Raw genomic sequence first — 20,599 nt, 5'->3', positions numbered from 1 at the left:
GCAGTAACGTCGCGCGCGAAATACCGTCCGAAGACAAGGAGCGCCGATGCCCGGTAGCCGGGAACGCGAGGATCTCGTCCAACTGCTCGACGAACAGCGTGAGATGTTCCGGATAACGCTGCGGGGTATCGACGACGAGCAGGCGCGGCAGCGGACCACCGCCAGCGAACTGACCCTCGGCGGCCTGCTGCACCACATCGTCCGCTGTGAGCGGGATTGGACGAAGGTGCTGGTCGAGCGGGACGAGAACGCCGAAACGAAGCTCGAGGACTACGAGGGCGAATACGTCATCGGCGACGGCGAGACGGTCGCCGGTCTGCTCGCCGAATGGGAGCGCGTCGCCGCGAACACCGCCGAGATCGTCCGCGCCGTGGACGATCTGGACGCGTCGATTCCCACGCCCACCAACCCGTGGGTACCCGGCCGGGTGTGGTGGTCCGCGCGGTTCCTGATCCTGCACATCCTCCGTGAGATCGCCCACCACAGCGGGCACGCCGATATCATCCGCGAACAATTGGATGGGGCGAACACCACCGCGCAGCGCGCCGGGTAGTCCGGCGGGGGAATTCCGGCAGCCGAGAGCAGGACGGTGGGAGCACCTGTACTGGTGTGCCCCGGGGGCCGGTCGTGGCCGGTCGAGCGTATTAGGGTGTGAGCGTGGTGGGTGTCTTCGAGCGTCTCGTGGGTCAGGATTCGGTGATCGCCGATCTGACCGCCGCCGCGGTCGCGGGCCGATCCGGTGTGGCCGAGGGCGCCATGACGCACTCGTGGCTGTTCACGGGTCCGCCCGGGTCCGGTCGCGAGGTCGCCGCGCTGTGCTTCGCGGCCGCGCTGCAGTGCACCGATCCCGAACAGCCCGGGTGCGGCCGATGCCACGCCTGCACCACCACCATGGCCGGCACGCACGGCGATGTCCGGAGGGTGGTCCCCGAGGGCCTGAGTATCTCCACCAAGGAGATGCGCGGGATCGTGCAGATCGCGGCCCGGCGCCCCAGTACCGGCCGCTGGCAGGTGGTGGTGATCGAGGACGCCGACCGGCTCACCGAAGCCGCGGGCAACGTACTGCTCAAGGTGGTGGAAGAACCACCCGAGCGCACTGTATTCCTGTTGTGCGCACCCTCGGTGGATCCGGAGGACATCTCCGTCACCCTGCGCTCCCGCTGCCGGCACGTCCACCTGATCACCCCCTCTGCTCCGGCGATAGCCCAGGTCCTGCGCGAACACGACGGCCTCGATCCGGAAACCGCCGACTGGGCGGCTGCCGTGAGCGGCGGTCATATCGGCCGCGCCCGCCGCCTCGCCACCGACGACGAGGCCCGCGCCCGCCGCCGTCGCGCCCTGGACGTCGTAACCGCGGTGGCCCGCGGCACCGCCTACCTCGCCGCCGACGAACTGGTGAAGGCCGCCGAAGACGAGGCGAAGCAGCTCAGCGCCGAACGTGACGAACGCGAACGCGACGAACTCGCCACCGCCCTCGGCGCCGGTGGCACCGGTAAAGGCGCCGCGAGCGCCACTCGCGGATCGGCCGGTGTCCTCAAGGACCTCGAGCGCCGCCAGAAATCCCGCGCCACCCGCACCGGCCGTGACGCCCTCGACCGTGCCCTCCTCGATATCGCCGGCCTCTACCGCGATGCCCTCGCCATCGCCTTCGGCGACCCCACCGGTATCACCATGACCCACCCCGATATGGCCGACCGCGCCCACGAGCTGGCCCAGCGCGTCCGCCCCGAAGGCCTGCTGCGCTCCATCGACGCCGTGCTCGCCTGCCGCGAGGCTCTCGACCGGAACGTCAAGCCCCGTTTCGCGGTGGCCGCCATGGCCGCCACCCTCATCGCCCAAACCTCCTGACCAGCCGTTTTCGCGTTCCCAGGTAGGAGACGATAGACTCGCCACGCCGAAAGGCACGCCGCCTTAGCTCAGTCGGTAGAGCGCTTCACTCGTAATGAAAAGGTCAGGAGTTCGATTCTCCTAGGCGGCTCCAGGTCAGAGGCCCTTTCCGATTCGCCGGGGAGGGCCTTCAAAGTCTCAGTGTGCCAAGAGTGTGTCAAGGCACAGGGGAAGCCCCCGGATTCAGCTGAAGCGCGCTGCCCCGCCGCCTTCGAGTCCTCGGCGTGCGTCTCGGAGTAGACCGACAGGGACATCGATGGGTCGTGTCCGTGCCAGGCGGCGACGATGTGGACCGGAATGCCCAGCGTGAGCATGAGCGAGACCGAGGTGTCCCGCAGCCCCTTCAGCTGGATACGCCGCAGCCCGGCGCCCTTCGCGATCTTCTGGAACTCATCCGAGTACCGCTCCGGCCGGAGCGGCGTACCCGCCTCGTCCACTGTGATGAGCCGATCGTCGGACCACGGGACGCCGAGCGCCAGGCACTCCTCCCGCTGCACTGTCTTGAGCGCCCGGAGCGCTTCGGCCAACTCGGCGGGCGGCGGGGAGGTCACGGCGCGAGCGGCGGGACTTGGCAAGTTCTCCTCCGTCTCTGTCTCGTTTCTGGACCGGCCGGGCTGCGGCCAGAACACTGCCCACAGCAGTACGCCCAGCGGCAGGCCGATCACGACGACGAACCCGAGCGCGGTCACCAGCGCCGGTCCATATCGACGACCGGCCACCGGTACCCGCGCGGGTACACCTGCATCGGGGTCGCCAGCGCTGCCCGTTCGGTGATCATGTTCCGCACCGGATCAGCGTGCTCGAACGACGGCACGATCACGGCCGTGGCGCTGTGCTCGAGCAGGGCGCCGGTCAGGATGAGCGCGGTCGCCAGCGGTCCGCAGTCGAGATAGACGGTGTGCACCAGGCGGTAGCCGTAGCGCTGCGCTATCTGGTGGATATCCACGCCGTTGCCGTGCGCGTTCCTGCGTATCAGGCCGATCGCTTTCGGTGTCTCGCTCTGCATCGTGGTTCCCCTGTCGTATCCCCGGCTGGTGTGCACCCGCCGCCGAGGGCTCGACCATTCGGCGGCGGGGCTGTGCAGAGCGTCACACCGGGGAGAGCGGAAATTGTTCCTGGAGGGAACATCTGGGGCCGCGCTCGGTCGCCACGCCGTCGCCCGAGACTTGAGGGACAATGCACGTAAGGCGTGGGTACTCGACAGGGAAAGCGCAGGTGCGCGGCATGACCGACGAACCGGATACCTTCATCGGGCAGCGGGTGCGTCAGGTCCGGGCGCGGCGCGGTATCTCTCAGCAAGTGCTGGCCGATCGATCCGGGCTGAGCCGGTCGGTGATCGCCAAGTACGAGACCGGGCTACGGCCGGTAGATTCCCGCCGCACCCTGCTCGCGCTGGCCGGTGCGCTCGGCTGCACACTCGGGGACCTCACCGGCAGCGATGACCGGATAGACCCTTCTACCAGTGCATTCCACCGCGCAGTGCCCGCCATCGAAACCGCGCTGTGGACCCAGGGCAATGTCACCGACACCCGCCCGCCGCGCGCTCTGGACGAGCTGGCCGCCGCCGTGGAGCACGCTTCCCGGCTGCGCCATGCCGGGGATTACGCAGCCCTCGGCCCACTGCTGCCGGACCTGCTGACCGACGCCTACCGTCTGACCGATGACGGAGACCCGGCCGCATGGGACCTGCTGGCCACCGCCGCCTACGGTGTGGCCTCCGCTCTGCGCCAGCGCGGGCACGACGCGCTCGCCTGGACAGCCGCGCAGGAGTCCGAGCGGGCGGCCGAGCGTGCCGACTCACTCGCCCCGGTCGCGGCAGCGGCGTTCCTGCGGTCCCAGATCCTCGCCGCGCGCCCCGGCGCGCTCACCGCCTCGTTGACCACCGCGATCGGCACAGCCGACAGGTTGGCACCGCAGGTTCGCACACTCGGTGAACTGGAAACGGTCGGCATGGTGCGCCTACAGGCCGGATTCACCGAGACGCTGGCCGGAGGCGATCCGGCACCCCACCTGGGGGAGGCGGCCGAGATGGCGGCGCGGCTCCCCGATGCGCCGGGCGGGCGCAGCACCGCGCGCAACCGGACCTTCGGCGCGGCCAATGTCGCGCTGTGGCGGATGAGTTCGGCTTTGGAACGACGGGAGCCCGGGGAAGCGCTGCGCTACGCCGAGACGCTGAACCCGGCCGACCTGCCCAGCGGGATACGGCACGCTCAGTTCTTCGTCGAGCTGGGCCGCGCGCACGCGATGAAGCGTGACCACCGGGCGGCGCTGCACGCACTGCTGCGCGGAGAGCACGCCGCGCCCCAGCATGTGCGCGGGATGGCTCCGGTTCGTGAGCTGGTGGGCTCGATGCTGCGGCAGGCGCAGCGTGACCTCACCACCGGGGAACTGGGACGGCTGGCGCAGCGGGTCGGCGTGGTGCCGTGAGCCTGGGCCGGTAATCGCCCGGAACCCGTTGGTAGTGCGTAAAATCGATGGTCGAGGCATGACGCGATACGGCAACGCAAGGCATGGTGTGTCACGGCCTGGCATGGGTGAAGGACCGGCGGATACTTGGATTCAAGAGGTCGTCGCAACACCCGCGGCGGACTCAAACGTGAACTCGTCACCGCTTTGCGGTGGGGCTGCGGCGGTCGTGCTGTTTCCACTGGCCCCGTCCGGTTTTCAGCGTGCCGACAGTGTGCCGAGACGGGCAGAAACACAGTGGACGGAATGGTTCGTGTTGGACATAGAAACGCCTCTGACCTGAACCGCCGGACAGATGAGCACATTTCGGCGCTCACTCGTAATGAAAGGTCAGGAGTTCGATTCTCCTAGGCGGCTCCACTCGGAAACCGGCTCTAACCAGCTGATTTCCGCCTATCGCGACGCTTCCAGCGAGGTGTCACAGCGGCCGTCTTGTCACGGTTCGTCACAACGACCTCCCCGATCCCGCCAACGACCCGGCCCCTTTGTGAAGGTTTCGCAGGCGCTCGACGGGTCTGACCCGGTGAACGCTGTCCCCGCGGCAATTGTCAGCCGAGCTGTTCGGCCAATCCTACGATGATGTTTTCGGGGCCACGGACGTAGCAGAGCCGGTAGATGTTCTCGTATTGCACGACCTCGCCGACGAGTTCGGCGCCGCGGTTGCGCAGACGGGCGATAACGTCGTCGATATCGTCGACGGCGAACATGACGCGACGGATACCCAGCGTGTTCGCCGGCGCGTCTTTCGGTTCGGGGGTGATGGCCTTCGGCTTGTGGAACTTCGCCAGCTCGATTCGGCCGGGGCCGTCCGGGATCCGCAGCATGGCGACGTCCTGCCGGACGTCGTCGAGTCCGATGACGCGTTCCGCCCCACGCCACTCGAGTGGGCCCTTGCCCTCCAGTTCCATACCGAGTTCGACGAAGAACGCGATGACCGCGTCCAGGTCCTCGACCACGATCAGGACGTTGTCCATACGTTGAATCGCCATGTCAGGCCTCCATTGGTGTAGTGCGGCGGCGCCCGCATCTGCCCCTGGGACGGAGCCGACAAGTCATTATCGACATCCTCGGCCTCGTCGCTTCGGCAATATGGGAGCGCTCGTCGTGGGCGCGGTGGCAGTGGTGACGCGCAACGATACGTGCCCATCTCGTGGTGGCCGGCGGATGTGGATGCTCCGTCTGTGTGCCGGTGGCATCGAACAGCCCGGTGCCACCCGTCCGTGTCGGGCGGAGGGCACCGGGCTGTTGTTCGTGTTCACTCGGCGAGGCGGAAACCTGCCTCATGAACCGCGGTGGCGACTGCCTCTCGGCCGATCGGCTCCGTGGCGGTGACGGTGATCAGACCTCCCGCCACATCGACGTCGACTGTCCGGACGCCCGCGATCCGGCCGACCTTATCGCGTACCTTGCCGGCGCAGCAGCCGCAGGTCATTCCGGTGACCTCGAGCGTTGTCGTGTTCATCTCGCTGTTTCCCTTCTTGTTCGATGGAATTCGACGGTCGTGCCGACCGGCTACGACGTGGGTTCGGTGCGGCGCATGGTCGCCGCCGTGACGGCGGCGCCGATGAGGGCGATGAGGGCCGCGCCGATGAATGCCGCCGAGAACCCGTTGGTGAGGTCCGGCAGACTGTCGCTGCGGTCGGCGCCGAAGGAGGCGGCGACCGCGGTCATGGCCGCCAGGCCCAATGCGGAGCCGACCTGGTAGCTCACATTGACGATGCCCGAGGCCAGGCCACCCTCCTCTGGGCGCGCGGCGGAGATCGCGGTGCCCAGTGACGGTACGAAGGCCAGCGACATCCCGGCGGCCGCGACCAGTGAGGCCGGCAGGACGTCCACCCAGAAGTTCCCGGTCGGACGCACCAGCGACATGATCGCCAGACCGAGCCCGAGCACGGTCAGTCCGGCCACGATCATCGGCTTGGCACCGAACCGCTGCATGGCGCGGGGCGCCAGCACGATCATGCCGAGCATGATCAGGGTGGTCATCGGCAGCAGGGCCGACCCGGCGGGGAAGGCGCTGTAGCCGAGTACCTGCTGCAGGTACAGGTTCAGGAAGAACCACATCGGCACCCAGGCCGCGCCGAGCAACAGCTGGGCGATATTCGCGGCGGCGATATTCGGTGCGGCGAAGATGCCGAGGCGCATCAGCGGTTCCCGGCGTCGCGCCTGGATCAGGACGAAGGCGGCGAGCAGTGCGGCGGCGGTACCCAGGACACTCCACGTCTGTCCCGACATCCAGCCGACCTCCGGCGCCCGGACGATGCCGTAGACGGCCGCGGCGAGACCGGCCGTGACCATCACCGAGCCGAGCAGATCGACGGAACCGGAACGGGCCGGCGCGTCGGGCATGAGGGCGGGGACCGCGAGCAGGGCCAGCAGTGCGATCGGGATGTTGATGTAAAAGACCCAGGGCCAGCTGATGTATTCGGTGATGACGCCGCCGAGGAAGACTCCGGCGGTGCCACCGGCCGGGGCTGCCGCGCCGTAGACGGCCAGCGCCTTGGTCAATTCTCCGGGTGCCGAGCCGAACAGCATCATCAGCAAGGTCAGCGCCGAGGGGGCGATCAGGGCGGCACCGCCACCCTGGATCGCGCGCCCTGCCAGTTCGATCGCGACATTGCCCGCCGCACCCGCGATGACCGATCCTGCGAGCAGGACCGTCCATCCGGCGGCGAATACCCGCCGCGCACCGAGCAGATCCGACAATCGCCCGCCGAGTAGCAGCAACCCGCCGAAGGCGATGACGTAGGCGTTGAACACCCAGGTGAGGTTTTCCTGGGAGAACCCGAGATCGGTCTGCATCTTCGGCAGGGCGATACCGATGATCGATGTGTCCATGATGACCATGAACTGGGCGGCGGCGATGACCGCCAGCGCCCACCACTTTCGCGTGGCGGTCCGCGTCTGCGTACTCATGACATTTTCCGTCCTTCCGGAACCTTGCGAGGTAGCTACCATACCCCCCTAGGGTATCGGTTGGTCAATAGGGAACATGGCCTGTGGTTGCATTCGTCCTGTTCCCGATGAAGTTCTCGGAGCGGGGTTGCATATACCCCCGGTGGGTATTACCTTTCCGATGTCACCACATCGATCGGAAGGCCGCGACAATGACCACTCGGACCCACACCCATCACCATGGCGAGCACGCCGCTCATACCGGTCACGCCGACCACGGCCACCACGCCGGGCGCACGGCGCCGGCCGCCCACGCCGGGCACGGGGACCATGCCGCACACGGCGGCGCGGCACCGGGCGGCCTGCAGATCACCCAGGACGGGTACACCTTGGAGTTGGCGGAGCCGATCACCGGCGCGGGGGAGATCGACTTCCTGTTCCGCGTGCTGGGTCCGGACGGGAAACCGGTCACCGATTACTCCGCTCTGCACGACCGCGACCTGCACCTCATCGTGGTGCGGCGCGAACTGACCGGGTTCTGGCACGTTCATCCCGAGCTGGGCGCCGACGGCACCTGGTCGGTGCGGCTGAACCTTCCGGAGGCGGGGGCCTACCGCGTGTTCGCCGATATCGCCCCGCGCGCGCTCGGCAAGACCCTCACCCTCGGTGCCGATCTGGCGGTGGCGGGGCAGTACGCGCCGCGGCCGGTACCGGCGGCCGCGCGCACCGCGGTCGTGGACGGATACGAGGTGAGCCTCGACGGTGATCTCGTGCCCGGCGACGGTCGCCTGCTCACGCTCACCGTGCGCAAGGACGGCGAGCCGGTCACCGATCTGCAGCCCTACCTGGCCGCCTACGGCCATCTGGTTGTCCTGCGCGCCGGTGATCTCGCCTATATCCACGTGCATCCGAACGGCGAACCCGGCGACGGGGTGACCGCGCCCGGCCCGGACGTCACCTTCCATACCGCCGTACCCGGACCCGGCACCTACCGCCTGTTCCTCGATTTCCGGCACGGCGATGTGGTGCGTACCGCCGCCTTCACCCTGCCCGCCGAGACGCACTGATCACGTCGGTGGGCGGGCACCCGGTGCGCCCGCCCACCGACGACGAAGGAGTCCGACATGTGTGAGTGCTGTTGTCGAACCACCCGCGGCCCACCCCCTACTCGCCCGAGGAAGTATTCGCGATGCGCTCCGCGCCCATGACCCGCTCACCGTTCCGCAATCACGACTATCTGCGCCTTTTCACCGCCCAGGTGACCGGCCTGTTCGGCACCGGATTGACCACCGTCGCACTGGGATTGCTCGCCTACGAACTCGCCGGGGCGGCCGCTGCCGCCGTCCTCGGCGCCGCCCTGACCATCAAGATGGTGGTCTACGTGACGGTCGCTCCGATCGTGGGCGCCTATGCCGACCGTCTCCCTCGCCGACTGTTCCTGGTGGCACTACATCTGATCCGCGCCGCCGTCGTGCTCGCATTGCCGTTCATCGATCAGATCTGGCAGATCTATGTGCTGATCGCCGTACTGCAAACCGCTTCCGCCGCCTACACTCCGACCTATCAGGCGGTCATTCCCGACCTCCTGCCCGATGAGCGCGAATACACCCGAGCCCTGTCGGCGGCCCAGCTGGCCGCGACCATGGAGACCCTGTTGAGTCCGATGCTGGCCGCCCTCGCGCTGACCGTGATGAGCTTCCACTGGTTGTTCATCGGGACCGCGATGGGCTTCGCGGTCTCGGCCGCGTTGGTGCTCACCACCCGTATCCCGAACATGACCGCGGCGACCGAGGGCTCCTTCCGTGAACGGATCACGGTCGGACTGCGCATCTTCGCGGGCACACCGCGACTACGCGGCCTGCTCGCTCTGAATCTCGTTGTCGCGGCCGCCGGGTCCGTGGTGATGGTCAACACGGTCAACTACGTCCGCGACGTCCTCGGTGGCACCCAGTCCGGCGTCGCGCTGTTACTGGCCGCCAACGGGTTCGGGACCATGCTCGTCGCCCTGTCGCTTCCCCGAGTCCTCGATCGCCTCGGCGCCCGACCGGTCATGCTCACCGGCGCGGTCGGCCTGCTCGCCGCACTCGGAGCGGCCATCGCCCTGTCGTTCGCCGGCTCCGGTGACTGGCGCGGGGCCGCCGCCATCGCGGTATGGGCCGGCATCGGTGCGGGCACCGCGGCGATACTGACACCCACCGGACAGGTGCTGCGCCGCTCCTCCCGGCCGGCCGACCGTCCCGCGCTGTTCGCGGCCCAGTTCTCGCTCTCGCATATGGCGTGGCTGCTCACCTATCCCATCGCCGGGTGGCTGACCACCGCTGCCGGTTTCACCACGACCTGGGGGGTTCTCGCCGTCCTCGGGACGGTGGGGTTGGTTGGGGCACTGCGCATGTGGCCACGTCGCGACCCGGAGGTACTGACCCACCTGCATGCGATCGGCACCATCGACCCGGCGCGCCTCGCCGGCGCCGTACGCGTGGACGACCGCTACTACCGGCAGGGGCCCCCAAACCCCCCCCGAACCGGAAAAGCGGGGGGCCCCCGGAAATGGGGCCCCCCGCCGATTTGCCGGCCCACTCGCCGCGGCGATAACCGCTGGTCGGGTCGGCTTGTGGACTAGTGTCGGTGCTCGTGCTCATCGCTATCGCAGTGTTCGCGGCGGTTTCGGCGCTACTTCATGTCTACATCTGGTATTTGGAGTCGTTCGCGTGGACCGGTGCCGCCCGGGGTGTGTTCGGCACCAGTGCCGAGGAAGCGGCGGCGACCCGGGAGCTGGCCTTCAATCAGGGCTTTTACAACCTGTTCCTGGCAATCATCGCGGCGGTGGGGATCGTGGTCGCGACGGCCGGGGATCGAGGTATCGGGGTGGCGTTGATCTTCGCCGGTACCGGGGCGATGCTGGGTGCCGCGCTGGTGCTGCTGCTCTCGTCTCCGGACAAGCGTGCGTCGGCGGTCAAGCAGGGGGCGGCGCCGCTGGTGACCGTTGCGCTCGGGGTCATCTGGGCGCTCTTCGGTTGAGCCGACGGTTCCGGCGGGTTACGCGTGCTGTGCGGAGCCGGCCTGCTCCAATAGCCGGCTGAGGATTTCCAGCCGGTTTTCGCGCAGGCCCGGGCGCAACCGTTGGCCGCGTTCGAGGGTGGCCAGGCCGTGCAGTGCGCTCCAGCCGGTTTCGGTGAAGGTTTCCACGTCGTGGTCGCCGGCGAAGGGGGCCAGTGCGGCGACCAGTTCGGCGAACGCGTCGCGTAGGACCTGGGTGGCCTCGGGGCCGAACTTCAGATCGGTGGACATGGCGAACATGGCGTCGTAGACGGCGGGATGCTCGGTGGCGAATTCGATGTAGGCGCGGGCGAGGGCCGCCAGCGCGTCGGCCTCCGACTCGGCGCTGGTCCGGGCGTGGTGCAGGGCCGCGGCCAGTTCAGCGATGCCGTCCTCGGCGACGGCCGTGACGATGGCGCGTTTGCCGGCGAAATGGCTGTAGAGGACGGGTTGGCTGTATTCGATCCGGTCGGCCAGCTTGCGGACGGTCACCGCGTCCCAGCCCTCGGTCTCCGCCAGTTCGCGTGCGGTATCGATGATCAGCCGGTGGCGTTCCGCCCGCTCCCGTTCCCGTCTCTTCTGAACACTCATGCTCGAAACTCTAGCATCGCTAGACAACGAAGCCAGGGTAGGTTAGTGTCGCTCTAGAACTTAGCGATGCTAGAAATCGGAGCAATCATGATCACCACTCGGCGTATCGCCACCGCACTGTCGCTGATCGGGGCGGCGTTCATCCTCTACATCGGGATCAACTACCTGATCGCCCCCGAGTCGATCGCCACCGGATTCGGCCTGCCCGAGTGGCCGACCGGTGACGCCGCCGCATTCATGAATTTGAAGGGCGTACGCGATACGGCCAGCGGGATCCTCCTCCTCGCGCTGCTGGCGCTCGGGCAGCGTTTCGCGCTGGGGGTCGTCATGCTCGTCGTGGCGCTGATCCCGATCGGCGATATGGCCACCGTGCTGGCCTACGACGGCTCGACGGCAACCGCCTTCGGAGTCCACGGCCTCACCGCACTGCTCGTGGGCCTCACCGGGTTGCTGCTCATCCGCGAGTCCACTGCTTCCGTCCCCGTCCCGGCGTAACTGCCGAACCGACCATCACCAGCTGAAATCCGTAAGACTCAGGAGCCTGTCATGTCCATGTCCATTCAGATCCTCGCCGCCGTCGCGGTTCTCGCCAATGCCGTCGTCTACGGCACCGATGTCTTGGGTGCGCTGGTCATGCGGTCGGTCTATCGCCGGCTCGACGACGCCACCATGACGCTCAGTGCGGGCTGGGGGCATTACTACGCGGATTCGCGGATGCCGCCGGTCGGCGTCACCGGAGTGGTGGCGGCGTTGGCGGCCGCGGTCGTCGCCGCCCTGACCGGGGCTGTCGGTGCCGCTGTTTCGGCGGGGCTCGCGGTGCTCGCCCTCGTGGTGTGGCTCGTCCTCTATGCGCGGATCGCCAAGCCGATCAATACGGCACAGAAGGCCGCCGCTCGATCCGGCGTGATTCCGCCGAATGCCCGTGCGCTGCAGGAGCGGTGGGACAGCATTCTCTATCCCCGGGTGATCCTGCAGGCTCTCGCGCTGGTCGCGTTGCTCGTCACCTTGGTCATCGCTTGATTGCGAGTTTCCGGTTGGCCGGGCGGGACGAATATCCGCCCGGCCGACCGCGTTTGTCGGCGGAGCCGGCCGGAGCGGTTACTCGCCGGCCGGCTCGATTCCCTCGAGTGCCGGCTCGACGAATTCCCGCATCGGAATCTCCAGTGCGGTGCACAGTGCGTGGAGCTGCTGCATATCCCGGCGAGCGCTCGGCGTTTTCGAATCGCTGGATCGTGCTGACGGCGAGCCCGGTCAGGGCCGCGAGTTGCTGTCGGCGTGAAGTCGCGTCGCGCCCGGGCGGCCCGGAGCTCGGCCCCACGTCAGAGCACGATGACGTTCTTGCCGCGGGTATGGCCCGACTGGCCCGCGGCGAAGGCATCGGCGACTTCCTCCAGGGAGAAGGTCGCCGCGACCGGGACCACGAGGTCGCCCTTGGCGGCAAGGTCGGCGAGGCGCTGGGTCTGGGTGCCGTCCGGGCGAACCCAGACCGCATGGCCGCCGTGTTCGGTCACCGAGCCGTCGGCGATCGAGGCATGGCGCCCGTTCTTCGCCAGAACGGGCAGGGTGGTGTCGAGCTGGCCGCCGACGAAATCGGCCACCGCCTGCACACCGTCCGGGGCGAGTTCGCGGATGCGTTCGACCACGCCTTCCCCGTAGGCCACCGGTTCGGCGCCGAGTTCGCGCAGGAAATCGTGGTTGCGTTCCGAGGCGGTACCGAGGACGCGGGCGCCGCGCGCCCGGGCGATCTGGACGCCCAGGCTGCCCACCCCGCCGGCCGCGGCGTGGATGAGCACGGTGTCCTCGGCGGTCACCTGGAGAAGATCGAGAGTGCGCAGGGCGGTACCGCCGGCCAAGGGCAGCGCGCCGGCCTGCTCCCAGGGCAGATCCGCCGGTTTGCGGGCCACGCGCGCCGCCGGGACGGCGACCAGTTCGGCGAAGGTGCCGTCCTTGAGGACATCTTTGCGGGCGTAGGCCAGTACTTCGTCACCGACCTCGAATTCCGGGGTGTCCGTACCCTTGTCGACCACGATCCCGGCGACGTCCCAACCCGGGATCACCGGGAAGGTCGCATCGATCAGGCCGTCCAGCGCACCCGACATCAGTTTCCAGTCGACCGGATTCACCCCGGCCGCGCGCACCTCGATCAGTACCGAACCCGGGAAAACTTTGGGTTTCGGCAGGTCACGCACCTGGATATCGCTGTTGTCGGTGGTGTAGCGGTCGTAGGTCGCTGCGCGCATAGTCCAGTCCTAACGGTTGCGGTCGTCATTGCGTGCAACGACGCGCCGCAAGCGATATTCCGGAATCCGTACGGCGGCGGCCGACCGGTGCGGAGGGTCCGCCGAGCCGGGCGACACTGACCGGACTCGGGGACTTCCCGCTCAGCCCGCGGCCGCGGACCGGGGGCTGGTGCGGTTCAGGATGGCGGTCAGCTCGTTGTTGAAATGGTCGATCCGCTCGATATTGCCCAGGTGGCCGGTGGGCCAGACCTGGTAGTCGGGCCGGTGACCGGCCTCGATCATGGTGTCGGCGATGAGGCGCGACATCCGTTCGGGCAGCAGGCGGTCGTAACGGCCGGCGATGATCGTGGTGGGCACGGTCAGATTCGCCGCGGCCGCCCCCAGCTGCAGATCCGCCAGGATCGCGGCGTGCCGGCCGCGGGCCAGCGGACGGCACGAACGCACGATGTTCAGGGCGAATTCGGCCTGTTCGTTGGTGGCCCCGCGGGCCATGATGCGCTCTTTCAAGATCTCGCGGGCCGCCCAGCCGCCGGGCAGGGGCAGGGGTGTGGTGAGGATGGACTCCGCGACGATCATCGGCAACCGGATCGGCGACCCGAGCAGACTCAGCGGCTGGCTTCCGAGGCTGAGCGGCTTGTTCAGCAGCGGCAGCAGATCGGTGTCGTAGCGGATATTGCCCGAGGTGGTGTTGGCCAGTACGACCGCGCGGGCTCGCCGGTCCACCTGGTCGGGATGGCGGGCGGCCCAGGCCTGCAGGGTGATGCCACCCATGCTGTGCCCGACCAGCAGGGCCTGCTGGCCCGGTCGCAGGGTCGCGTCGAGGACAGCGGCGAGATCGTCGGCGAGGGTGCGGTCGCCCAGCGGTGCGCGGCCGAGGGTGCTGTCGCCGTGGCCGCGCTGATCGTAGGCGATCACACGGTAGCGGTCGCCGAAGGCGTTGATCTGGGGGTACCAGTACTCGATACAACAGCTCCAGCCGTGGACGAGCACTATCGGCTCGGCATCGGCGGGACCGTAGGAGTGCACGCGCAGGCGGGCGCCGTCGACGGTGGTGACGGGAACGACCTCGGGATGGGCGGCCGGCGCGTTGTAGTGGGCCGTACGGAATCGGCGCGCGCGCAACGTAGCTCGGTACGGGGCGGTCAGAGCCCCTTGATGCGCCTGCGACAGCGCGGTTATCGATTTCACCAGCATCAGAACACTCCTTTGTGCCTGCTGACACGGTAACCCTGCAAGCTGGGTGCTTACAAGAGCAAGCGCCGTTCCGGTTCGCTTCATCCGGGATGTCGTTGTTGTCCCGAATATCGGTGCGGCACGGGGCACTGTTAGCTGAGGATTGCCCATTCGCCGGAAGTTCTATGCCTGTTCGATGCAACCGGGGCTTGCTTCGATGCAACCGGAGCAAGCACCTCCGGTGGTTGTGGCGTCAACCCGCGGGCCGCGACTACCGTGAAGGTCGTGAACGACTCGGACGCAGCCGACCCGCGCGAGCTCGGGGGCCCAGGGGTTCCGGAAGCGGCCGGGCCCGGATGGCGTGGACTGTTGCTGCCCGGGGCGGCGGCCGCCGCGGGGGCCGCGGCGGTGCTCTTGCTGCACGTCCGCGACCCGCATATCGAGGGCGCGTACGGGCTGTGCCCGGTCTATGCCCTGTTCGGTGTGTACTGCCCGGGTTGCGGGGGTATGCGCGCAGTACACAACCTGACCGAGGGACATCTCGTCGATTCCCTGCACAGCAACCTGCTGGCGCTGCCGGTGCTGACGCTCTACGTGTTGTGGGTGGGCGATTGGGCGATCCGGGCGTGGCGGGGCGAAGGCCCGCGCGTGCCCGGAATCAGCAGCTTCACGATGTGGACGCTGCTCGGCTCGATCGCCGTCTACACGGTGGTGCGCAATACCCCTTGGGGCACCTGGCTGACGCCGGTCTGACAGAAAAGGTTCAGATGCGCGATTCACTCAAGGACCGGATACGCGACAAATTGCTGCGGCAACTGACCGAGGACGGCCCGATGGGTGCCGAACCAGAGGATCCACGGCTCATCTCGGTGGTCGCCGACCTCGAGGCGCTGAACAGCGTCGCCGACGACGATCCACTCGTCGAGCAACTCGCGGGTCGCTACCTGGTGTTCTGACCCGCACTGCCGCCGACCGGCGGCAGCTGCGGCAGCGGTTCGGCATAGAGCCATTCCTGCCACAGCGGCTGCATGGGGACCACGCTGTAGTGGCCGACCAGGTCGGTGAACTCCTCGGTGGAGACCGAGGCGTGCCGGTGGCGGGCGGTCCAATCGCGGATGAGCCGGAAGAACGCGGTATCACCCAGCTCCAGCCGCAGGGCGTGGAGCGTGAGAGCGCCGCGTTTGTAGACCCGATCGTCGAACATCAGCTCGGGTCCCGGATCGCCGACCACGATGCTCTGCGGTTCCCGGCGCAGGGTGTGCCAGGCCGCGCGGGCCAGCTGATCGGCGCTGGGCCCGTGCGCGGCCTCGGACCAGATCCACTCCGCGTAGCAGGCGAAACCCTCGTGCAACCAGATATCGCACCAGTGCTGGATGGTGAGGCTGTTGCCGAACCACTGGTGGGCGAGTTCGTGCGCGACCAGGCGTTCGGCACCGCGGCGTCCGTCGCAGTGGTTGGCGCCGAATACGGAGATGCCCTGCGCCTCGATCGGGATCTCGAGTTCGTCCTCGGTGACCACGACCGAATAGCTCTGGAACGGATACGGGCCGAACAGGTCGCTGAACACCGACATCATCTCGGGTTGCCGGGCGAAATCGTGGTCGAACGCCGCGCGCAGCGGCGTCGGTATCACCGCGTGGATCGGGACGGGCGTACGCCGGTCGGTGAGCTGGTGTCTGCGGTAGCGCCCGATCTGCACGGTGGCCAGGTAGGTCGCCATCGGCTCGGTCTGTTCGTAGACCCAGGTGGTCTGGCCGGCTTTGGTCTGTTTGCCGACCAGTTCGCCGTTGGCGAGGGTGAAGTACGGGGTATCGGTGGTGATGGAGATCCGGTAGCTCGCCTTGGAGCTGGGATGGTCGTCGCAGGGAAACCAGGACGCGGCGCCGTTGGGCTGGCTGGCCACCAGCGACCCCTCGGTGAGTTCTTCCCAGCCGACCTCGCCCCAGGGTCCGCGGACCGGTTTCGGAGCGCCGGCGTACTGCACCACCAGTTGCAGGATCCCGCCTGCGGGTATCCGCTCGCGCGGGGTGACGGTGAGTTTGCCGCGCTGATGAACGTACTTACCGGCCTTGCCGCCGTTGACCAGCACCTTCGACACCGCCAGCGCCTGGGACAGGTCGAGGGAGAAGCGTGGGCGCTCGGCGGTGGTGACGGCCGTGATCACCGCCCGCCCGGCGAGCCGGTTACTGGACACCTTGTAGTTGAGGTCCAGTTCGTACCGCGATACCCGATAGCCCCTGTTTCCGTTCTGCGGTAGATAGTCGTCGATGGGGGCGTCGTAGAACCTGCTCCCCATCAGCTGTCCGTGTCCTCGTCGGATTCGGGGTCGGCCGCCGGGCCGGTCCAGGGGGCGATGGGGTTGCCCCACCATCTGGTGGAGGCCGGTACGGTATCGCCGCGCATCACCAGCGAGGCCGGGCCCACAGTGGCGGCCGCGCCGAGCGTGGCGGCGGGCAGGGCGACGCAGTGCGGCCCGAGAGTGGCGCCGGGCTCCAGGGTCACGGTGTCCATGGCCATGATGCGGTCGTGGAACAGGTGGGTCTGCACCACACAGCCGCGTTCCACGGTCGCGCCGTCACCGAGTGTCACCAGGTCTGCCTCCGGAAGCCAATAGGATTCGCACCATACCCCGCGGCCGATCTTCGCGCCGAGCGCGCGCAACCAGAGGTTCAGTACGGGCGTACCGGTCGCCGCGCGGGCGAACCAGGGCGCCGCGACGGTTTCCACGAACGCGTCCGACACCTCGTTACGCCAGACGAACGAACTCCACAGCGGATGCTCACCGGCCCGGATCCGCCCGACCAGCACCCATTTCGCGGTGACCGCGCTCGCGCAGGCCACCGCGCCCGCGACCATCAGCACCACCCCGGACAGCAGTGCCGCTGCCGGATAGCCGAAACGGTCGGCCAGCCGGGCCAGCGCCAGCAGGACGCCGAGGCCGATGGCGAAGGTCACCACGACCGCGGCGAGGCGGCAGGTTTCGAATGCGCCGCGGAAGACGCGCAGCCGCAGCGGCGGATCGAAGGTGCGGTCGGTATCGGCGGTGCCCGCTGCCCGGCGCAACCGGACCGGCGGGCTGCCCAGCCAGGACGAGCCGGCCTTCGCCTTGCTCGGCGCCGCCGACAGCACCGCGACCAGTCCGTTCTTCGGCACCCGCCGGCCCGGCGCGGCCATTCCGGAATTGCCGAGGAACGCGCGTTTACCGACCTTGGCCTCACCGATGTACAACCAGCCACCGCCGAGCTCGTAACTGGCGACCATGGTGTCGTCGGCCAGGAAGGCGCCGTCGGCGACGGTGGTGAACTTGGGCAGCAGCAGCACCGTGGAGGCCTCCACCCGTTTGCCGACCTTCGCGCCCAGCAGGCGCAGCCAGACCGGGGTGAGCAGCGAGGCGTAGAGGGGGAACAGGAAGGTACGGGCGGAGTCCAGCAGGCGTTCGGTGGCCCAGACCTGCCAGCCGACCCGGCTGCGCACCGGGTGGTAGCCCTCGGTGAGTCCGATACCGAGCAGCCGGACCGCGACGACGGTCGCCACGGCGTAGACCATCAGGCTGAACACGGTGGCGACCGGTAGCCAGAGGAAGGCGGGCAGCAGGGCGTCCGTGAAACCCGCGGTGTTGCGGATACCCCAGGTGATCACGGCCAGACCCGCCGCGAGCCCGAACAGCGGCAACGCACCCAGTGCCAGCGAACCGATCCCGAAGGCCAGAACCCAGTGCACGGCCCGCTCCGGCGTCTCCGCGGGCCAGCGATGCCGGGCCTTCCCGACCTTCACCGCCGGTGAACCCGCCCATTCCTGACCGGCCTTCACCTTGCCGGACACCGCCGAACCCGCCGCGATCTCGGCGTCGCGGCCGATCCGGGTCCCGGGCAGCAGCACCGATCGGGCGCCCACCACCGCGCCCCGGCCGACCACGATCGAACCGATGTGCACGGTATCGCCGTCGATCCAATAGCCGGACAGGTCGACCTCGGGTTCGACACTGCAGCCGTCGCGTAGTTCAAGCATGCCGGTCACCGGGGGCAGCGTGTGCAGATCGACACCCTTCCCCACCTTCGCGCCGAGGGCGCGCGCGAACGGCACCATCCATGGCGCTCCGGAGAGGTTCTCCGCCCCGCTGGCCTCCGATAGCCGGACCGCCGCCCACAGCCGCAGGTGTACCGAACCGCCGCGTGGGTAACTGCCCGGCCGCACGCCCGCCAGCAGGGCCCGGGCGCCGACCACGCAGATCGCCATCCGGCCGAGCGGGGTGATGAAGATCAGGAACAGCAGCGCGGTCCACCACCAGGACAGGCGCGGCAGCCAGGGCAGCAGCTCGAACCACGCGGCCACCCCGGAGGCGACGGCCAGCCAGGTGACCCATTGCAGGCCGGTGAGCGTCGTCAGGGCGACGGTGCCCAGCACCTGGATCCACTGCGCCGACGGCGGGGTAGGGCGGATCGGGCGGGTCTGTGCGACAGCGGCCGGGGCGCTCTGGTCGAGCAGTTCTGTGAGTGCGCCGAGGCGGGGATGGTCGTACACATCGGCCACCGTGACCTGCGGATATCGCGCCCGTAGTCCGGTGACCAGTTGCGCCGCCGACAGCGAACCGCCGCCGAGTGCGAAGAAATCGGCATCTGCGCCGGTGATCTCGGCACCGAGGACATCGGTCCACAGCTGCGCGACCCAGGCGGCGGTGCCGGTGAGCCCGTGGTCGATTCCGCTGCCGGCCTCGGCGAGTGGCCAGGGCAGCGCGTTCCGGTCGACCTTGCCCGAGGTGCGGGTCGGCAATTCCGGGACGACCACCAGCCGGGGGATCAGCGGGGCCGGGAGCTGCCCGGCGAGCCGGGCGCGGGCGGCGGCCAGGTCGTAGTCCGCGGCGACACCGGTGAGATAACCGATCAGGACCGGTGCACCGGTCGCCGTGGCGCGCACCGCGGCGGCCGCGCCGCCGACCCCCGGTAGATGCTGCAGCGCGTTGTCGATCTCGCCGAGTTCGATCCGGCGGCCGCCGATCTTCACCTGATCGTCGGCCCGGCCGAGGAAGATCAGCCCGGCCTCCTCGTTACGGACCAGGTCGCCGCTGCGGTAGGCGCGGTCCCAGCCCAGCGTGGGCAGGGGCGCGTACTTCTCGGCGTCCTTCGCCGGATCGAGATAGCGGGCCAGCCCGACGCCACCGATCACCAGTTCACCGGTCTCGCCCTCGCCGACCGGCGCGCCGTCGGCGTCGACCACCACCAGATCCCAGCCGTCCAGCGGGAGACCGATCCGCACCGGTCCGGTGCCGTCCAGCAGTGCGGCGCAGGCGACCACGGTGGCCTCGGTGGGGCCGTAGGTGTTCCATACCTCGCGGTCGGGGTCGGCGAGACGTTCGGCCAGTTCCGGAGGCACGGCCTCACCGCCGAAGATGAACAGCCGGACCGATTCCAGGGCCTCTGCGGGCCAGGTCGCGGCCAGGGTCGGGACGGTGGACACCACGGTGATGCCCTGCCGGACCAGCCACGGGCCGAGATCGGCGCCGGTGCGGACCAGCGCGCGCGGTGCGGGCACCAGACAGGCGCCGTGCCGCCAGGCCAGCCACATCTCCTCACAGGAGGCATCGAAAGCGACCGAGAGGCCGGCCAGGACACGGTCGCCGGGCCCGAGCGGCGCGTCCCGGAGGAACATGCGGGCCTCGGCGTCGACGAAAGCGGCCGCGTTGCGATGGGTCACCGCGACGCCCTTGGGAGTGCCCGTGGAACCCGAGGTGAAGATGATCCAGGCATCGTCGTCCACCGTGGGCGTCCGGTCGGCGCCGTCGCCGGCTTCCGCCGGATCCGGGCGTCCGGCGACCGGCCGGATGCCGTCGGCCGTCACCTCGGCCGTCACCCGGGCCTCGGTGAAGACCAGGTCGGCCCGCTCCTCGGGATCGTCGGCGTCCACCGGGACATAGGCGGCACCGGCGTGCAACACCGCCAGGATGGTGAGGTAGAGCTCCCAGGTACCCGAGGGCATACGCACGCCCACCCGGTCGCCGCGGCCCACCCCGGCGGCGGCCAGGTCCCGGACCGAGTTCTCGATCTCGGCGCGCAATTCCGCGTAGGTCAGGGTGCGGTCCGCGGTGGCGATCGCGGGGGCGTCGGGATATTCGGCGGCCGTCTCGGCGACGATATCGACCAGGGTGCGCGCCGGTGGCGCGGCCTCGGCCCGCCGTAGCGCGCTCTCCGCATCCAGCTGCGTCCGCATCTGTCCGGTCCACCTTCCATCGCCCAGCCGACGGACTGGTTCTCTCATACGAGGGTTACCGCACGGCAAACAGCGGTCGACCGGGTGAACAGATTACTCGGCCATGG

Annotated in this window: 19 protein-coding genes and 1 tRNA gene; 11 read left to right on the top strand and 9 right to left on the bottom strand. The window is 68.8% G+C overall.

Annotated elements, in window-relative coordinates:
- Window positions 1–46 precede the first annotated feature (46 nt).
- From IG75_RS0127200 to IG75_RS0127190, 3 genes are all read left to right on the top strand, one after another.
- The gene (locus tag IG75_RS0127200) at window positions 47–553 is read left to right on the top strand and encodes a DinB family protein (RefSeq protein ID WP_030524187.1); all 507 of its coding nucleotides are present in this window, start codon (window positions 47–49) and stop codon (window positions 551–553) included.
- Between the two features lie 104 nt (window positions 554–657).
- Window positions 658–1,848, top strand: coding sequence for a DNA polymerase III subunit delta' (locus tag IG75_RS0127195; protein ID WP_030524186.1), 1,191 nt, complete (start codon window positions 658–660; stop codon window positions 1,846–1,848).
- Window positions 1,849–1,905: 57 nt separating this feature from the next.
- Window positions 1,906–1,981, top strand: a tRNA-Thr gene (locus IG75_RS0127190).
- Between the two features lie 591 nt (window positions 1,982–2,572).
- Here the strand turns inward: IG75_RS0127190 and IG75_RS38520 are convergent.
- Complete coding sequence (locus tag IG75_RS38520; RefSeq protein ID WP_063045329.1) at window positions 2,573–2,893, bottom strand: hypothetical protein; 321 nt, start codon at window positions 2,891–2,893, stop codon at window positions 2,573–2,575.
- A 218-nt stretch (window positions 2,894–3,111) separates the two neighbouring features.
- On the opposite strand from IG75_RS38520, the gene IG75_RS0127180 reads away from it, so the two are divergent.
- Window positions 3,112–4,314: a helix-turn-helix domain-containing protein gene (locus IG75_RS0127180; protein WP_030524184.1), complete on the top strand. Its 1,203-nt coding sequence runs from the start codon at window positions 3,112–3,114 to the stop codon at window positions 4,312–4,314.
- A gap of 587 nt (window positions 4,315–4,901) precedes the next feature.
- Here IG75_RS0127180 and IG75_RS0127175 read toward each other — a convergent pair.
- The 3 genes from IG75_RS0127175 to IG75_RS0127165 form a co-directional block, all read right to left on the bottom strand.
- Window positions 4,902–5,342 carry a VOC family protein gene (locus tag IG75_RS0127175; protein WP_030524183.1) on the bottom strand — a complete coding sequence of 147 codons (441 nt, stop codon included), beginning with the start codon at window positions 5,340–5,342 and terminating at the stop codon, window positions 4,902–4,904.
- A 266-nt stretch (window positions 5,343–5,608) separates the two neighbouring features.
- The gene (locus tag IG75_RS0127170; RefSeq protein WP_030524182.1) at window positions 5,609–5,815 is read right to left on the bottom strand and encodes a heavy-metal-associated domain-containing protein; all 207 of its coding nucleotides are present in this window, start codon (window positions 5,813–5,815) and stop codon (window positions 5,609–5,611) included.
- A 50-nt stretch (window positions 5,816–5,865) separates the two neighbouring features.
- On the bottom strand, window positions 5,866–7,269 hold the full coding sequence (locus IG75_RS0127165; RefSeq protein ID WP_030524181.1) for an MFS transporter: 1,404 nt from the start codon (window positions 7,267–7,269) through the stop codon (window positions 5,866–5,868).
- 191 nt (window positions 7,270–7,460) lie between these two features.
- Here IG75_RS0127165 and IG75_RS0127160 point away from each other — a divergent pair, with 191 nt between their 5' ends.
- The 3 genes from IG75_RS0127160 (at window position 7,461) to IG75_RS0127150 (ending at window position 10,266) form a co-directional block, all read left to right on the top strand.
- A complete protein-coding gene (locus IG75_RS0127160) occupies window positions 7,461–8,315 on the top strand; it encodes a hypothetical protein (RefSeq protein ID WP_030524180.1) in 855 nt (284 codons plus the stop codon).
- Between the two features lie 137 nt (window positions 8,316–8,452).
- Complete coding sequence (locus IG75_RS0127155) at window positions 8,453–9,868, top strand: MFS transporter (RefSeq protein WP_211145898.1); 1,416 nt, start codon at window positions 8,453–8,455, stop codon at window positions 9,866–9,868.
- Between the two features lie 11 nt (window positions 9,869–9,879).
- A complete protein-coding gene (locus tag IG75_RS0127150; protein WP_030526029.1) occupies window positions 9,880–10,266 on the top strand; it encodes a DUF1304 domain-containing protein in 387 nt (128 codons plus the stop codon).
- Between the two features lie 18 nt (window positions 10,267–10,284).
- On the opposite strand, the gene IG75_RS0127145 is transcribed toward IG75_RS0127150, so the two are convergent.
- Window positions 10,285–10,875 carry a TetR/AcrR family transcriptional regulator gene (locus IG75_RS0127145; protein ID WP_030524178.1) on the bottom strand — a complete coding sequence of 197 codons (591 nt, stop codon included), beginning with the start codon at window positions 10,873–10,875 and terminating at the stop codon, window positions 10,285–10,287.
- Between the two features lie 87 nt (window positions 10,876–10,962).
- Here IG75_RS0127145 and IG75_RS0127140 point away from each other — a divergent pair, with 87 nt between their 5' ends.
- A complete protein-coding gene (locus IG75_RS0127140; RefSeq protein ID WP_245713255.1) occupies window positions 10,963–11,370 on the top strand; it encodes a DUF4267 domain-containing protein in 408 nt (135 codons plus the stop codon).
- A gap of 51 nt (window positions 11,371–11,421) precedes the next feature.
- A complete protein-coding gene (locus IG75_RS0127135; protein WP_030524176.1) occupies window positions 11,422–11,895 on the top strand; it encodes a hypothetical protein in 474 nt (157 codons plus the stop codon).
- A gap of 299 nt (window positions 11,896–12,194) precedes the next feature.
- On the opposite strand, the gene IG75_RS0127125 is transcribed toward IG75_RS0127135, so the two are convergent.
- Both IG75_RS0127125 and IG75_RS0127120 read right to left on the bottom strand, forming a co-directional pair.
- A complete protein-coding gene (locus tag IG75_RS0127125) occupies window positions 12,195–13,115 on the bottom strand; it encodes an NADP-dependent oxidoreductase (protein WP_030524175.1) in 921 nt (306 codons plus the stop codon).
- Window positions 13,116–13,256: 141 nt separating this feature from the next.
- Complete coding sequence (locus tag IG75_RS0127120; RefSeq protein ID WP_030524174.1) at window positions 13,257–14,309, bottom strand: alpha/beta fold hydrolase; 1,053 nt, start codon at window positions 14,307–14,309, stop codon at window positions 13,257–13,259.
- 264 nt (window positions 14,310–14,573) lie between these two features.
- Between IG75_RS0127120 and IG75_RS0127115 the strand changes: the two genes are divergently transcribed.
- Together IG75_RS0127115 and IG75_RS0127110 are read left to right on the top strand one after the other, a co-directional pair.
- Window positions 14,574–15,041, top strand: a complete 468-nt coding sequence (locus IG75_RS0127115) for a DUF2752 domain-containing protein (protein ID WP_051715030.1) — start codon at window positions 14,574–14,576, stop codon at window positions 15,039–15,041.
- A 14-nt stretch (window positions 15,042–15,055) separates the two neighbouring features.
- Window positions 15,056–15,244: a hypothetical protein gene (locus tag IG75_RS0127110; RefSeq protein WP_030486143.1), complete on the top strand. Its 189-nt coding sequence runs from the start codon at window positions 15,056–15,058 to the stop codon at window positions 15,242–15,244.
- Here the strand turns inward: IG75_RS0127110 and IG75_RS0127105 are convergent.
- Together IG75_RS0127105 and IG75_RS0127100 are read right to left on the bottom strand one after the other, a co-directional pair.
- Window positions 15,229–16,584, bottom strand: coding sequence for a M1 family metallopeptidase (locus IG75_RS0127105; RefSeq protein WP_036515327.1), 1,356 nt, complete (start codon window positions 16,582–16,584; stop codon window positions 15,229–15,231). The genes IG75_RS0127110 and IG75_RS0127105 overlap by 16 nt on opposite strands.
- On the bottom strand, window positions 16,584–20,492 hold the full coding sequence (locus tag IG75_RS0127100; protein ID WP_030524171.1) for a Pls/PosA family non-ribosomal peptide synthetase: 3,909 nt from the start codon (window positions 20,490–20,492) through the stop codon (window positions 16,584–16,586). The genes IG75_RS0127105 and IG75_RS0127100 overlap by 1 nt, the downstream gene beginning before the upstream one ends.
- Window positions 20,493–20,599: the final 107 nt, after the last annotated feature.

The organism is Nocardia rhamnosiphila NBRC 108938 (assembly GCF_000720425.1).
Lineage (GTDB): Bacteria > Actinomycetota > Actinomycetes > Mycobacteriales > Mycobacteriaceae > Nocardia > Nocardia rhamnosiphila.
The sequence above is the reverse complement of the archived record's forward strand: the minus strand, read 5'-3'. Positions and strand labels throughout refer to the sequence as shown.